Raw genomic sequence first — 13,817 nt, forward strand, 5'->3', positions numbered from 1 at the left:
GCATCTGTGCATAGGCCTCTTTCCGCCGTCGTGCGTTGCCGATAGGCTGACGCGAAACAGGAGAGGGCAGGGCGTGACGGAGATCGGCGTGATGGCGACGGCTGTGCTTCGGACAGCGTGGTGAGGGCGGCCTGGCTGCTGCCGATGGCGCTGGCGGCGGCGATGCCGGTCGCGGCGCAGACGCCCCGCGACCTGCTGACCGCCGCCGCCTATCAGGACAGCGACAAGGCGGCGGCGCTCGGCAAGATCGATCGGGCGCGCAGCGTCGCGCTCGCCGAGCTGAAGACTGACGGTAGTGACCAGGAGGCGGCGATCATCGCCGCGATCGCCATGGCCTATCGCGCCAAATTGTCCGGCGCGCGCAGCGAGGCGTTGGCGGCGCGGCGCGAGATCGAGGCGCTGGTCGCTCGCTATCCCCGCAATGCCGAGGCGCAGCTGGCGCTGGGCGCCTGGCATCTCGGCATCATCAACCGGGTCGGCAAGATCATGGGGCGCGCCGGCGCCGGCGCGCGGCAGGATGTCGGCCTGGCGGCGCTCGACCGCGCGGTGGCGCTCGGCGGCAGTCGCGCGAGCATCGTCGGACTGGCGGCGATGCTGCGGATCGAGCTTGATCCGGCGGACGTGGCGGGGCGCAACTGGCTGGAGGCGACGGTGAAGGCGGGGGCGCCCGCGCCGCTCGACCGGATCGCCCAGCGCGCGGCGCTACAGGTGCTCTCGGCCCTGCGGCGCGGGGACCGCAAGACGGCGCAGCTGCTGGCGGACCGGCAATTGCCCTTCGGGTGGTTCAAGGGGTGACGGCGGCGCGGTAACGCCGTTTCCGATCCAGGCGACGCCGCGACCACGGCTTCAGCCCACCTCGCTCTTGCGCCGGACACGCCGTATGCGTGGCTCGCGTTCCAGCGCGGCTTTGCGGCGGATCGTCTGGCGCATCTCGTCGCGCTTCTCGTGGATCGAGGCGATCACCGGACCCATCGCCACGCCCAGGTCAACCAACACCGCTTCCGACAATTGCAGCGAGCTTTCCAGCGTCTCGGGCACCGCGTCGGTCACCCCGGCGCGATAGAGTTCGGCGGCATGGGCGGCATCGCGCGCGCGCGCTACGATCGGCAGATCGGGCGCGGTGGCGCGGATGCGGCGGGTCAGCCGCACGGTGAGGACCGGATCGTCCATCGTCAGCACCAGGGCCCGCGCTTGGGGCAACGCCAGCCGGTCGACCAATTCCGCCCGCGCGACATCGCCGAACAGCACCGCATAGCCGTTGCGGCGACCCTCGGTCACCGCGTCGATATCGGCCTCGACCGCGATATAGGCGTGGCCATGCACCGCGAGCAGATCGGCCACCATCTGCCCGACCCGGCCGAAACCGATGATGACAGTGCGCGGGCCGTCCTCGTCCCGGGCCATGTCGCCGGGCAGGTCGCGCGTCTCGATCCGGCGGGAGATGGTGCGGCCGGCGAGCGCGAGCAGCGGCGTTATCGTCAGGCCGATCGCGGTCACCGTCTGCCAGAACGCGGCCGTCGAGGGCTGGATGATCTGCGCCTGCGCGGCGGTGGCGAGCACGATCAGCGTCGTCTCGCTGGGGCTGCCCATCAACAGGCCGGTTTCCGCCGCGACGCCGCGCCGCGCCTGCGAGACGCGCAGCAGCAGATAGGTGACGATGGTCTTCACCGCGACCACGCCCACCACCGCGGCCAATAGCGACGGCCAGTTGGCGGCGATCAGCCGCAGGTCGAGGCTCATGCCCACCGTGATCAGGAACACGCCCAGCGCCAGACCCTTGAACGGCGCCGTGATCACCTCGACCTCGCTATGATATTCGGTCTCGGCGATCAGCAGGCCGGCGAGCAGCGCGCCGACGATCGGCGACAGGCCGGCGGCGGTGGTCGCGACGCTGGCGACAATCACGACCAGCAGCGACGCGGCCAGGAACAGCTCCGGGCTCTTGGTCCGCGCAGCTTGCGCAAACAGGCGCGGCAGCACGAAGCGGCCGCCCAGATACATGACCGCGACGGTGATGCCGCCGCGTAAAGCGACTCCGGCGATGCCGGCCCAGCCCTGGTCGGAGGCAGTCGGGGCCATGGCGCCCAGCGCGAAGATGATCGGCACCAGCGCCAAATCCTCGAACAGCAGCATCGCGAAGGCGCCGCGCCCGACCGGGCTGGTGGTGCCGACCAGCGGCAGGACCAAGGCGGTGGAGGACAGGGCCACCGCCAGGCCGAGGCCGATCGCGCCCGCCCAGGGCTGGCCCATGACGTGGAGCGCGATGCCGATCAGCGCCGCCGATCCGATCAATTCCGCCGCGCCGATCACGAACACCTGTCGCCGAAGCGCCCAGAGGCGTCGGAACGACAGTTCCAGCCCGATCGAAAAGAGCAGCAGCACGATGCCGAACTCGGCGAAGGGCGCGATCGACTCCGGGTCGGAGATGGTGATGTAATAGAGCCAGGGGATGTGCGGCACCAGCGAACCCAGGCCGGCCGGCCCAACCAGCATCCCGACCAGGATGAAGCCGATGACCGGGCTGACCCGGAAGCGCGCGAAGGCGGGGATGACCAGTCCGGCCGCCCCCAGGATGACCAGCGCATCGCTGAACGCGGCATTGTCGATTGCGATCGCCATGGTCGTTACCTGCCCGATCCGATCGCGCTTGTCAGCCGCGTCGCGGCCTTTCCGCTGCTCCGGCGGGTTGCGACCGCGGAACGGCGGGTGTCGGCACGCGTACTGTGCCGATGCACGATACTGATCCATCCAAGCCCGTCCTGCTATGGTTGCGGCAGGACCTGCGGTTGCGCGATCACCCTGCGCTCCTGGCGGCGGTGGACGAGGGTGCGGTCATCCCGGTCTATATCCTGGACGACGACGCGCCCGGCGCATGGCGGATCGGCGGGGCTCAGCGCTGGTGGCTGCATCACAGCCTGGCGCGGCTGGGCGAGGCGTTGGCGGAGAAGGGCAGCCGGCTGATCCTGCGTCGGGGCGATGCGCTTGGCCAATTGCGGTCACTGATGCACGAGACGGGCGCGGCGCGGATCCATGCCAGCACCCAGTACGAGCCCTGGTGGCGGCGGGTCGACACCGCGCTGGGCGATGCGCTCCATCTCCATGAGGGCAATCACCTCTGCCGGGTCGAGGATGTCCGCACCGGCAGCGGCGCGCCGTTCCGCATCTATTCGTCCTTCTGGAAGGCCTTGCAGGCGCATCTGCCGCCGCCCCGGCCTCTGCCCGCGCCCGACGCGATCCCCGCGCCCGGCCAATGGCCGACGACCGAGACGCTGTCGGACTGGGCGCTGCTGCCGACCACGCCCGACTGGTCGACCGGCTTCGATGCCGACTGGACGCCGGGCGAGGCGGAGGCGCAGCGCAAGGTCGAGGCGCTGGGCGCGCTGCTGTCCGGCTATGACGTGCAGCGCAACCTGCCGGCGGAGGACGGCACGACCCGCCTGTCACCGCACCTGCATTTCGGCGAGGTGTCGGCGCGCAGCGTCTGGCACGCGACCGATCGTCACGCCGATGCCACCGGCTTCCGCAAGGAACTGGCCTGGCGGGATTTCACCGACGGCGTGGTGATGGCGCTGCCCGACTATGCGACGGTCAACGGGCGCTCCCGCTATGACGACCTGCCCTGGCGCACGGGACGGGCGGCGAAGGGCGACCTGCAAGCCTGGCAGCGTGGCCGCACCGGCTATCCGATCGTCGATGCCGGGATGCGTCAGCTCTGGCATAGCGGCTGGATGCACAATCGCGTGCGCATGATTACCGCCAGTTTCCTGGTCAAGCACCTGTTGATCGACTGGCGCGAGGGCGAGCGCTGGTTCTGGGACTGCCTGGTCGACGCCGATTACGGCAACAATGCCGTCAACTGGCAATGGGTGGCGGGCACCGGGGTTGACGCCAACATGTTCGGCCGGATCATGGCCCCGCTCGGCCAGTCGGAAAAGTTCGCGGCGGGCGATTACATCCGGCGCTGGGTGCCGGAACTGGCGGATCTCCCCGACCCGGCGATCCACGATCCGGAGGCGGCCGGGTGCCGGCCGGGCGATTATCCGGCCAAGATCATCGGGCACCGCGAGGCCAGGGAGCGCGCACTCGCCGCGGCGGCGACGTTGCGCTAGCGTTGTAGGCCAGACAGAGGATCGTTGCAGAACCCGGCGCACCATCCCGAGGGAGGTTCTGGGTTCGGGGACGTTGGTGTTCGGCCCCGTCATTCCGGGCCGAAACCTCCATCGGTCGTGGGCCGTCGAGGGAGCGCGATGATCGATCGCGCGATGTTGCCGACACCACCAGGGGAGATCGGCCCGCTCAGCTGACCCGCTCGAAATGCCCGACGACGAATCCGTCCACCGCCAGCGTCGCGATCCGTGTCGCCACCGTCTCGGGTGGCTTGACCGAAGCGGGGTCTTCGCCGGGATAGGCCCGCTCGCGCATCTTGGTCCGCGTCGCGCCGGGGTCAACGATGGCGACGCGCACCCGGCTGATCTCCGCCAATTCGTCGCCATAGGCGCCCAGCAGCGTCTCGAACGCCGCCTTCGACGCGCCATAGGCTCCCCAATAGGCGCGCGGGGAACGGCCGACGCTGGAAGTCAGGCCGATCACCTTGCCGGCCTTGGCGCGCCGGAGCAGCGGGTCGAAGGCAGTCAACAGGGCGGCCTGGGCACTGACGTTGAGCGTCAGCACCGCGGCGAGTTCCTTGGGATCGATCGCCGGCACCGCCGCCAGGCTGCCCAAAGTCGCCGCGTTCAGCACCAGGAGGTCGAGCGAGGTCCAGCGCTCGCCGATCGCCTGCGCCAGCCGCGCGATCGAGTCGGTCTGGGTCAGGTCGAGCGGCGCGATCGTGGCCGAACCGCCGGCGTCGAAGATCGCCTGCTCGACCTGCTCCAGCGGCCCGGCCGACCGGGCCGTGAGAACGACGTGCGCGCCCAGTCGCGCCAGCTCGCGCGCGGTCGCCGCGCCGATGCCGCGACTGGCGCCGGTGACCAGCGCCAGTTGCCCGTCCAGCGGACGCCCGTCGGTCGCCGCCTCGCTCAATTCAGCCGCTCGGCCAGCATTGCGAACTGGTCGACATCGGCGCTGTCGTCCTGGTCGGTCAGCGTCGTCGGATAGTCGCCGGTGAAGCAGGCGTCGCAATAGCGCGGCTTGCTGTCGCGCTTCGCCTCGCCCAAGGCCTTGTACAGGCCGTCGATCGAAACGAAGGCCAGGCTGTCGGCATGGATGAAATCGGTCATGCCGCCGAGATCGAGTTTCGCCGCCAGCAGCTTGGCGCGCTCGGGCGTGTCGACGCCGTAGAAGCAGCTATGCCGCGTCGGCGGACTGGCGATGCGCATATGCACCTCCGCCGCGCCGGCATCGCGCATCATCTGCACGATCTTGAGCGACGTGGTGCCGCGCACGATCGAATCGTCGACCAGCACCACGCGCTTGCCCGCGATCAGCGCGCGATTGGCGTTGTGCTTCAGCTTGACGCCCAGATGGCGGACCTTGTCGCCCGGCTGGATGAACGTGCGGCCGACATAATGCGAGCGGATGATGCCCAACTCGAACGGGATGCCCGACGCTTGGGCATAGCCGATCGCCGCCGGCACGCCTGAATCGGGCACGGGTATGACCAGGTCGGCCTCGACCGGCGCCTCGGCGGCCAGCTGCGCGCCGATCTCCTTGCGCACCGAATAGATGCTGTGGTCGCCCGAGATCGAATCGGGCCGGGAGAAATAGACCCATTCGAAGATGCAGGGCCGCGCCGCCACCGCCTCGAACGGTCGGATCGAGCGAATCTCGCCATTCTGGACGATGACCAGCTCGCCGGGTTCCAGCGAGCGCTCGAAGGTCGCCCCGCATACGTCGAGCGCCACCGTCTCCGAGGCGAAGATCACCGCCTTGTCGAGCCGGCCCATGACCAGCGGCCGGATGCCGAGCGGGTCGCGGCAGGCGATCATGCCCTCCGGCGTCATCACGATCAGCGAATAGGCGCCTTCGATCTGCTTCAACGCGTCGATGAAGCGGTCGAGCAGGGTGCGATAGCTGGAGGTGGCGACCAGATGGATGATCGTTTCCGTGTCGGAGGTCGACTGGAAGATCGAACCCCGCCGCACCAGCTCGCGCCGCAGCTTCATCGCGTTGGAGATGTTGCCGTTATGCGCGATCGCGAAGCCGCCCGATTGCAACTCGGCATAAAGTGGTTGCACGTTGCGCAGCGCCGTCTCGCCGGTGGTCGAGTAGCGGACATGACCCGCGGCCGTCCCGCCGGGCAGCGCACGGATCACGTCGTCCCGGTCGAAATTGCCGGCGACATGGCCCATCGCGCGGTGGGTGTGGAAGTGAAGCCCGTCAAAGGAGGTGATCCCCGCCGCTTCCTGCCCGCGATGCTGCAGGGCGTGAAGCCCCAGCGCCGTGAGCGCGGCAGCGCTGTCGCTACCCGAAACGCCAAAGATGCCGCACTCCTCGCGCAGCTTGTCATCGTCAAATGGATTGGTGGTCAGCATCGGGCCCGCTCATGTCGTGCGGCTGCGCATATAGGGGGGGCGGAACGCTTTGTCGCCTGTTTGTCATGCGCGACGGAGCATAAGTTCGAAATGGGTGTTGTGGCGGCCGGATAGGGAGGACGCTCATGGCCCGCGATCACGGACCGCAGATCAAGGACGACGCGTTGTTCGAGGCGCTGGTGGCGCAAGGAAATTCCACGGAGAAGGCAGCACGGATCGCCAATGCCAAGGCCAGGGGTTCGCTGTCGCACAATAGCGTCCATCTCGAAGATCGCACCAAGCCCGCGCTATTGGAACAGGCGAGGCGCATCGGCATCGCCGGCCGGTCGCGGATGACGAAGGCGGAACTCGTCGCGGCGATCCGCGATCATGGCTGAGATGGCGGAAATGCGGCATGATGCGGCGACTTCAAGGCCAATCGGACCGCTTGCCCCGGTCTTGCCGCAGTTGGTTCATTTTCGTGACAGGAAGCGTGGCAAAATCGTCACAGCCCGATGGTTCCGACGATAAAGAGCAGAATGCGCTGCAACAAAGCGGTGGTTCGCGGCTTCTGCTGGACCTGGAACGGGCTCGCCCGATGCCAAAGGTTCAACTTCAAGGTACAATGCCATGCGTAAGCTTCTCCTCGCCACCGTCGCCGCCGCCGCGGCCGTCACCGCCGCCGCGCCGGCTTTCGCGCAGGACGCGGTCGCGCAGGATACGGTCGACACCACCGCCAACGAGGGGCCGCGCGCGCCCGACGGCACGAAGGCGTTCGGCATCGAGCCCTATGTCGGCGTGATGGGCGGCTGGGAGGAATTCGACCGCCAAGCCGGTCACGGCATCCCCAACACGCCGATCGGCACCGGCAAGCTGAATGGCGGCCTGGTGCAGGGCGTGGTCGGCGTGAACGTGCCGCTGGGCCCGGTGTTCGTCGGTGCCGAGGGCAACGCGACCAAGGGCTTCAAGGGCGATATCGACTGGGAATATGGCGTCGCCGGCCGCTTCGGCTTCCGCGCGGGTGACAGCGGCCTGTTCTATGGCAAGGTCGGCTACCAGTGGGTGAACTTCGACAAGTTCGGCGACAACAGCCCGGACTATGGCGCCGTCAGCTACGGCATCGGCGCCGAGGTCGGCCCGAAGGACATCGGCCTGTCGGGCATCACCGGCAATGCGGGCGTGCGCCTGCGCGTCGAGGCGTCGACCTTCGGCAGCGCGAAGAGCTTCCGTCCGATGGCGGGCGTGATCGCGCACTTCTGATCCTGGCGATCACCGGCGTGAAAAGCGGGGCGGGGGCGACAATGGTCGCCTCCGCCCTTCTTTTTTGCGTGGGCGTTCAGGCCCATATGCCGTGAATGACGGGTCGGGTGAAACGACAGGCGGGCCTGGCGGAGGCGGCGGCGCTGGCCGAGCGACGCGATGCGCCGCCGCCCGCCTGCGTGTTATGCGGCCGGCCGTTGGGCCGCCGTATCGAATGGCATCATCTCGTACCCAAGAGCGAAGGTGGCCGGATCACCGCGCCGATCCACCCGATCTGCCACCGGACCATCCATGCCAGCTTCGGCAATACGGACCTGGCCCGGCGCTTTGCCGATCCGGAGGTGCTGCGCGTGCAGCCGGCGATCGCGCGGTTCCTGCGCTGGATCGCCGACAAGCCGGCCGATTTTCACGCGCCGGTGCGGACGCGGCGATGACCGACCTGGGGAGCGATCTGCGCCCCCGCGCGAACAGGCTATAGCGCCCGGCCGCCCTTCCACAGGCGCAGCGCCTTGCCTTCCACCGGCAAGCCGTCGAACGGCGTGTTGCCAGCCGAGGCGAAGGCGTCGCCGGCGATCCGCACCGGCGCGCGGTCGTCGAACAGCAGCAGGTCGGCGGGCAGGCCGACCGCGAGTCGGCCCGTGTCCAGCCCCAGGGCGCGGGCCGGGTTGACGGCGAGCAGCTGGAACAAGCGGTCCAGCGAGCAATGGCCGTCGCGCACCAGCATCAGCGCCAGTGGCAGCAACGTTTCCGCCCCCGCCATGCCGGCCGACGAATCAGCGAAGGGCAGGCGCTTTTCCTCCGGTCCATGCGGATCATGGCCCGACGACAGGATGTCGATCGTGCCGTCGGCGATGGCGGCCAGACAGGCCCGTCGATCGGCGTCGTCGCGAAGCGGCGGCGAGAGATGCGCGAAGGTGCGGAAATCGCTTACCGCGATGTCCGACAGGTGGAGATGCGCGGGCGTGATCCCGCAGGTGACCGCGACGCCGCGCCGCTTCGCCGCCCGCACCAGGTCGAGCGCCGCGGCGGTGGTGACCTGGCGCAGATGCAACCGCGCGCCGCTGGCCTCCGCCAGTTGCAGGTCGCGCGCTACCGCCAGCGCCTCGGCGACGGCCGGGGCGGAAGGCAGGCCGAGTCGCGTCGCCGTCTCGCCATCGGTCGCGACCGCCCCGTGGGTCAGGCCGTCATCCTCGGCATGGGTGACGACGGTCAGGCCCAGGTCGCCGGCATAGGCGAACAGCTTGGCCATCACGCCCGAATCGGCGATCCAGCGGCGGCCGGTGCCGACCGCGCGCGCGCCCGCCTCGACGCAGAAGGCCATCTCCGCCAGGTCCTGACCCATCAGTCCGCGCGTCGCGGCGGCGATGGGGTGGATCCACAGATCGGGCCGGCCGACCAGCGCCGCGCGCTGCACCACGCCGGGATCGTCCAGCACCGGTCGCTGGTCGGGCATCAACGCGACCCGTACGATGCCACCGCGCCGGCACGCCTCGCGGTCGACCGAGAAGACGCCGAAATCGACGATGCCGGGGGCGAGCAGCTTGCCGCCGCAATCGAACCTATCCGCGTCGGCCGGCACATCGACCGCGCCCACGCCAGCGATGACGCCGTCGCGGACCAGCAGCGCGCCCGGCTCGACACGGTCGGCGAGCACCAGGCGGGCGTTGGTGAAGGCGATGTTCTGTGCCTGGCTCATGCCCAGCCCTCCACGCCGCGCGCGCGTCGGGTCAGGACATCCAGACACGCCATCCGCACCGCCACCCCCATCGCCACCTGCTCGGTGATCGCCGATTGCGGTCCGTCCGCGACTGCCGAGTCGATCTCGATGCCCCGGTTCATCGGGCCGGGGTGCATGACCAGCGCATCGGCCTTGGCGCGCTTCAGCCGCTCGGGCGTCAGGCCGTAGCGCAGTCGGAATTCGCGCGGCGAGGGGACATAGCCGCCGTCCATCCGCTCGTTCTGCAAGCGCAGCATCATCACCACGTCCGCCCCCTCCAGCGCCGCGTCGAAATCGGTGAAGCGGGTCACGCCCATCCGCTCGACCGCCGGCGGCATCAGCGTGGACGGCGCGCAGACCCGCACCTCGGCCGCCAGCGCGGTCAGCGCCAGGATGTTGGAGCGCGCGACCCGGCTGTGCAGCAGGTCGCCGCAGATCACCACGCGCTGCCCCTCGATCCGCCCGCGCCGCCGGCGGATGGTCAGCGCGTCGAGCAGCGCCTGGGTCGGATGCTCGTGCCGGCCGTCGCCGGCGTTCAGCACGGCGCAATCGACCTTGTCGGCGATTAGCTTCACCGCGCCCGAACTCATATGGCGGATGACCAATATGTCGGCGCGCATCGCGTTCAGCGTCTGCGCGGTGTCGATCAGCGTCTCGCCCTTCTTCACCGAGCTTTGCGCGGCATGCATGTTGACCACGTCCGCGCCCAGGCGCTTGCCTGCGATCTCGAAGCTCAAGAGCGTGCGCGTGCTGTTCTCGAAGAAAGCGTTGATCTGGGTGAGGCCGGCCAGCCGCGCCCAGTCGCGATCCTGTCCGCGATCATGCTGGCGGTTCGCCTCCACCCAGTGCTCGGCCTCGTCGAGCAGGAAGGCGATCTCGTGCGGCTCCAGTCCCTCGATCCCGGTCAGGTGGCGATGGGGGAACACGGCCCCCCCGGCGATCATGGCGGATGGGCGGTGGTTCGAGCGTGACATCGGCTGCCGCGGTTAGCGCCCGGACCCGAGTCGGGCAAGCCGGGGATACGGCCGGCATCGGAGCAAGAGCCCGCCAGAGCGAGGCGGATTGATGGTTAAAACGGCCAGCGGAGGCCATGTGACGTTGTAACCTTCTATTGGTGCGCCTATAAAGGCAGGCGAAATGACCGTTGCGACGCAAACTTCCTGGTGGCCCAAGCTGGATCGGTTCGCGATCGGGCTATCGGGGCTATGCGCGGTGCATTGCGTCGCCACGACCGCGCTGCTTGCCCTGGCGTCGACGGCGGGCGGGATGCTGCTCGACCCGCTGATCCACGAGGTCGGGCTCACGATGGCGATCCTGCTCGGGGCGCTCGCCTTGGGCAAGGGCATCCTGCATCATGGCCAGGCGCTGCCGGCGGCCGTCGGCGCATTCGGCCTGGGCGTGATGGCCGGGGCGATGACGCTGCCGCACGACAGCGGCAGTCACGAGGCCTTGTGGACGATCGTCGGCGTCTCGCTGCTTGCGCTGGGGCATGAGCTCAATCGTCGCGCACATCGCTGGTCGCCCCTGACCCATTAGGGTCCCGACCGAAGCGCTCGCTTGCTGGAGAGGGCGGCATTCCCTATCTCGCGGCGATGGCGACCGGGCACAATCATCACGAACCAGAGGGCGACGCCCTGAACGACGCGGCGCGTACGGCGCTGGAGCAGGCGGGCGAGCAATGGACGGTGATGCGCGCAACGGTGTTCGACGTGCTCGCCGGCTTCGACAAGCCCGCTTCCGCCTATGACATCGCCGAGGCAGTGTCGCAGCGCGAGGGGCGGCGGGTGGCGGCCAACAGCGTCTACCGGATTCTCGACCTGTTCGTCGGCGCCAATCTGGCCCGGCGGGTCGAAAGCGCGAACGCCTATGTCGCCAACACCCATCCCGGCTGCCTTCACGATTGTATCTTCCTCGTGTGCGATTCGTGTGGACAAACGACGCATCTCGACGACGACCGGATCACGCGTGGCTTGCGCGACGCGGCGCAAGTTTCTGGTTTTAAACCGGAAAGATCGGTTATCGAGCTGCGCGGCCGGTGTTCGTCCTGCGAAGCCGCGGCGTAATCCTCCTCGCGCCGTAGCAATCGACACCATCGGTCCGACAGGGTAAGCCCCGGACATGGTTGATCTTCCCGCCACCCCTTTGCTCGACACCGTCCGCACGCCAGAAGAGCTGCGTCGGCTCAAGCCCGAACAGCTCCGCCAGCTGGCCGACGAACTGCGCGCCGAGACGATCTCCGCGGTCGGGTCGACCGGTGGTCATCTCGGTTCCGGTCTGGGCGTCGTCGAACTGACCACCGCGCTCCATTATGTCTTCGACACGCCGCGCGACCGGCTGGTCTGGGACGTTGGCCACCAATGCTATCCGCACAAAATCCTGACCGGCCGGCGTGATCGCATCCGCACGCTACGCCAGGGCGGCGGACTGAGCGGCTTCACCAAGCGATCGGAGAGCGAATACGACCCGTTCGGCGCGGCGCATTCCTCCACCTCCATCTCGGCGGCGCTCGGCTTTGCGGTGGCCAACAAGCTGGCGGGGACGCCGGGGCGGGGCATCGCGGTGATCGGCGACGGTTCGATGTCGGCGGGCATGGCCTATGAGGCGATGAACAACGCGGAACAGGCGGGCAACCGGCTGGTCGTGATCCTGAACGATAACGACATGTCGATCGCGCCGCCGGTCGGCGGCCTGTCCGCCTATCTGTCACGCATGGTGTCGAGTCAGAAGTTCCTGGGTGCGCGCGACATCCTGAAGCGCGTCGCGCGTCGCCTGCCGCGCCCGATCCACGCCGCCGCGCGCAAGACGGACGAATTCGCGCGCGGCATGACGATGGGCGGCACCCTGTTCGAGGAACTGGGCTTCTATTATGTCGGGCCGATCGACGGTCATAATCTCGACCATCTGATCCCGGTGCTGGAGAATGTTCGCGACGCCGAGGAGGGGCCGATCCTGGTCCATGTCGTCACCAAGAAGGGCAAGGGCTATGCACCCGCCGAGGCGGCGGCGGACAAATATCACGGCGTCCAGAAGTTCGACGTGATCACCGGCGCCCAGGCCAAGGCGCCGCCCGGACCGCCGCAATATCAGAACGTCTTCGGCGACCAGCTGGTCAAGGAGGGCGAGCGCGATCCGACCATCGTCGCGATCACCGCCGCCATGCCGTCGGGCACCGGCGTCGACCGCTTCGCCAAGGCGTTCCCGGATCGCAGTTTCGATGTCGGCATCGCGGAGCAGCATGCCGTTACGTTCGCGGCCGGGCTGGCGGCGCAGGGCATGCGGCCGTTCTGCGCGATCTATTCCACCTTCCTCCAGCGCGCCTATGACCAGGTCGTGCATGACGTCGCGATCCAGAACCTGCCGGTCCGCTTCGCTATCGACCGCGCCGGGCTGGTCGGTGCCGACGGCGCGACCCATGCCGGATCGTTCGACGTCGCCTATCTGGCGACGCTGCCCAACATGGTGGTGATGGCCGCCGCCGACGAGGCGGAGCTGGTGCACATGACCCATACCTGCGCCGTGCACGACAGCGGCCCGATCGCGGTCCGCTATCCGCGGGGCAGCGGCACCGGCGTGCCCCTGCCCGCGGTGGCGGAGCGGCTGGAGATCGGCAAGGGCCGGGTGGTGCGCGAGGGCAAGACCGTCGCGATCCTGTCGCTCGGCACCCGCCTGACCGAGGCGCTGAAGGCGGCCGAGGTGCTGGAGGCCAAGGGTCTGTCGACCACGGTCGCCGATCTGCGTTTCGCCAAGCCGCTGGACGAGGCGCTGATCCGCCGCCTGCTGTCCAGCCACGAGGTCGCGGTGACGATCGAGGAGGGCGCGGTCGGCGGCTTCGGCGCGCATGTGCTGACGCTGGCGTCGGACGCCGGGCTGATCGACCACGGCCTGAAGCTGCGGACGATGCGCCTGCCCGACCTCTTCCAGGACCAGGACAAGCCCGAGGCGCAGTACGCCGCCGCCGGCCTGGATGCGGAGGGGATCGTCACCACCGTGCTGACCGCGCTGCGCCACAACAGCACGGGGATCGCCGAAGCCCGCGCATGACCGGCCTGACCAAGGCGATGCTGATCATCGCCATCGTCTTCGCGGGCGTGATCTGGCTGAACGTGGTCATGTGGCGACGCATGCGCCGGGCGCTCCATGCACTGGAGGCGCGTACGGAGAGGGAGGACCTGGCGGATGATGGCTCCACTGGGGGTGGAGAGGGATCACCAGTCGACCGATCGCCTTCCACGCCGTCGGTCTTCCACCCCGGCGAGGGCCGGGGGCCGGTCACGGAGCGATAAGGGTCTATCGTGAGCGTCCCGCGATTCGATCCCCGACTGCGCCGGGATGGTGTGAGGGGGTTGATGCGGGGATGCGGGCACCGGCTAGGATTGTCTTGGGCCCAG

The 13,817-nt window shown here is 68.9% G+C and carries 14 protein-coding genes; 9 read left to right on the forward strand and 5 right to left on the reverse strand.

Annotated features, from left to right (window positions below; all coding sequences use genetic code 11):
• The first annotated feature begins 120 nt into the window (after positions 1–120).
• Positions 121–795: a hypothetical protein gene (locus tag GGQ96_RS05360; protein ID WP_184112399.1), complete on the forward strand. Its 675-nt coding sequence runs from the start codon at positions 121–123 to the stop codon at positions 793–795.
• A gap of 51 nt (positions 796–846) precedes the next feature.
• Here GGQ96_RS05360 and GGQ96_RS05365 read toward each other — a convergent pair whose 3' ends face one another.
• Entirely contained in the window at positions 847–2,619 is a 1,773-nt protein-coding gene (locus GGQ96_RS05365; RefSeq protein ID WP_184112401.1) for a cation:proton antiporter domain-containing protein, read from the reverse strand.
• A gap of 110 nt (positions 2,620–2,729) precedes the next feature.
• Here GGQ96_RS05365 and GGQ96_RS05370 point away from each other — a divergent pair, with 110 nt between their 5' ends.
• Entirely contained in the window at positions 2,730–4,109 is a 1,380-nt protein-coding gene (locus GGQ96_RS05370) for a cryptochrome/photolyase family protein (RefSeq protein ID WP_184112403.1), read from the forward strand.
• Positions 4,110–4,296: 187 nt separating this feature from the next.
• Here GGQ96_RS05370 and GGQ96_RS05375 read toward each other — a convergent pair whose 3' ends face one another.
• A complete protein-coding gene (locus GGQ96_RS05375; RefSeq protein WP_184112405.1) occupies positions 4,297–5,022 on the reverse strand; it encodes an SDR family NAD(P)-dependent oxidoreductase in 726 nt (241 codons plus the stop codon).
• Complete coding sequence (purF, locus tag GGQ96_RS05380; RefSeq protein WP_184112407.1) at positions 5,019–6,473, reverse strand: amidophosphoribosyltransferase; 1,455 nt, start codon at positions 6,471–6,473, stop codon at positions 5,019–5,021. Before purF ends, GGQ96_RS05375 begins: the two co-directional genes overlap by 4 nt.
• 125 nt (positions 6,474–6,598) lie before the next feature.
• Here purF and GGQ96_RS05385 point away from each other — a divergent pair, with 125 nt between their 5' ends.
• The 3 genes from GGQ96_RS05385 to GGQ96_RS05395 all read left to right on the forward strand — a co-directional run bounded on the left by GGQ96_RS05385 (position 6,599) and on the right by GGQ96_RS05395 (position 8,146).
• On the forward strand, positions 6,599–6,850 hold the full coding sequence (locus tag GGQ96_RS05385; RefSeq protein ID WP_184112409.1) for a Rho termination factor N-terminal domain-containing protein: 252 nt from the start codon (positions 6,599–6,601) through the stop codon (positions 6,848–6,850).
• A 232-nt stretch (positions 6,851–7,082) separates the two neighbouring features.
• The gene (locus GGQ96_RS05390) at positions 7,083–7,712 is read left to right on the forward strand and encodes an opacity protein (RefSeq protein WP_184112411.1); all 630 of its coding nucleotides are present in this window, start codon (positions 7,083–7,085) and stop codon (positions 7,710–7,712) included.
• A 107-nt stretch (positions 7,713–7,819) separates the two neighbouring features.
• Positions 7,820–8,146 carry an HNH endonuclease family protein gene (locus GGQ96_RS05395; RefSeq protein WP_343058930.1) on the forward strand — a complete coding sequence of 109 codons (327 nt, stop codon included), beginning with the start codon at positions 7,820–7,822 and terminating at the stop codon, positions 8,144–8,146.
• Between the two features lie 38 nt (positions 8,147–8,184).
• On the opposite strand, the gene GGQ96_RS05400 is transcribed toward GGQ96_RS05395, so the two are convergent.
• Positions 8,185–9,408 (reverse strand): dihydroorotase, encoded by a 1,224-nt coding sequence (locus GGQ96_RS05400; RefSeq protein ID WP_184112413.1) that lies wholly within the window; start codon positions 9,406–9,408, stop codon positions 8,185–8,187.
• Positions 9,405–10,403 carry an aspartate carbamoyltransferase catalytic subunit gene (locus GGQ96_RS05405; protein ID WP_184112415.1) on the reverse strand — a complete coding sequence of 333 codons (999 nt, stop codon included), beginning with the start codon at positions 10,401–10,403 and terminating at the stop codon, positions 9,405–9,407. Before GGQ96_RS05405 ends, GGQ96_RS05400 begins: the two co-directional genes overlap by 4 nt.
• Positions 10,404–10,566: 163 nt before the next feature.
• Here GGQ96_RS05405 and GGQ96_RS05410 point away from each other — a divergent pair, with 163 nt between their 5' ends.
• Genes GGQ96_RS05410 through GGQ96_RS05425 form a run of 4 tightly spaced genes read left to right on the forward strand, consistent with a single transcriptional unit; the run spans position 10,567 to position 13,712 of the window.
• Positions 10,567–10,965 (forward strand): MerC domain-containing protein, encoded by a 399-nt coding sequence (locus GGQ96_RS05410; RefSeq protein WP_184112417.1) that lies wholly within the window; start codon positions 10,567–10,569, stop codon positions 10,963–10,965.
• A 56-nt stretch (positions 10,966–11,021) separates the two neighbouring features.
• Positions 11,022–11,492: a Fur family transcriptional regulator gene (locus GGQ96_RS05415; RefSeq protein WP_184112433.1), complete on the forward strand. Its 471-nt coding sequence runs from the start codon at positions 11,022–11,024 to the stop codon at positions 11,490–11,492.
• Between the two features lie 55 nt (positions 11,493–11,547).
• On the forward strand, positions 11,548–13,470 hold the full coding sequence (gene dxs, locus GGQ96_RS05420) for a 1-deoxy-D-xylulose-5-phosphate synthase (RefSeq protein WP_184112435.1): 1,923 nt from the start codon (positions 11,548–11,550) through the stop codon (positions 13,468–13,470).
• Positions 13,467–13,712 carry a hypothetical protein gene (locus GGQ96_RS05425; RefSeq protein WP_184112437.1) on the forward strand — a complete coding sequence of 82 codons (246 nt, stop codon included), beginning with the start codon at positions 13,467–13,469 and terminating at the stop codon, positions 13,710–13,712. Before dxs ends, GGQ96_RS05425 begins: the two co-directional genes overlap by 4 nt.
• Positions 13,713–13,817 lie beyond the last annotated feature (105 nt).

This window comes from Sphingomonas abaci (assembly GCF_014199625.1).
Classification (GTDB): Bacteria; Pseudomonadota; Alphaproteobacteria; order Sphingomonadales; family Sphingomonadaceae; genus Sphingomonas; species Sphingomonas abaci.

Excerpts from the sequence above, each read along its gene's own strand:
- GGQ96_RS05365 (WP_184112401.1), bottom strand. The coding sequence starts at position 2,619 with ATGGCGATCGCAATCGACAATGCCGCGTTCAGCGATGCGCTGGTCATC.
- GGQ96_RS05390 (WP_184112411.1), top strand. The coding sequence starts at position 7,083 with ATGCGTAAGCTTCTCCTCGCCACCGTCGCCGCCGCCGCGGCCGTCACC.
- GGQ96_RS05370 (WP_184112403.1), top strand. The coding sequence starts at position 2,730 with ATGCACGATACTGATCCATCCAAGCCCGTCCTGCTATGGTTGCGGCAG.
- purF (WP_184112407.1), bottom strand. The coding sequence starts at position 6,473 with ATGCTGACCACCAATCCATTTGACGATGACAAGCTGCGCGAGGAGTGC.
- GGQ96_RS05415 (WP_184112433.1), top strand. The coding sequence starts at position 11,022 with ATGGCGACCGGGCACAATCATCACGAACCAGAGGGCGACGCCCTGAAC.
- dxs (WP_184112435.1), top strand. The coding sequence starts at position 11,548 with ATGGTTGATCTTCCCGCCACCCCTTTGCTCGACACCGTCCGCACGCCA.
- GGQ96_RS05385 (WP_184112409.1), top strand. The coding sequence starts at position 6,599 with ATGGCCCGCGATCACGGACCGCAGATCAAGGACGACGCGTTGTTCGAG.
- GGQ96_RS05400 (WP_184112413.1), bottom strand. The coding sequence starts at position 9,408 with ATGAGCCAGGCACAGAACATCGCCTTCACCAACGCCCGCCTGGTGCTC.
- GGQ96_RS05425 (WP_184112437.1), top strand. The coding sequence starts at position 13,467 with ATGACCGGCCTGACCAAGGCGATGCTGATCATCGCCATCGTCTTCGCG.
- GGQ96_RS05405 (WP_184112415.1), bottom strand. The coding sequence starts at position 10,403 with ATGTCACGCTCGAACCACCGCCCATCCGCCATGATCGCCGGGGGGGCC.
- GGQ96_RS05410 (WP_184112417.1), top strand. The coding sequence starts at position 10,567 with ATGACCGTTGCGACGCAAACTTCCTGGTGGCCCAAGCTGGATCGGTTC.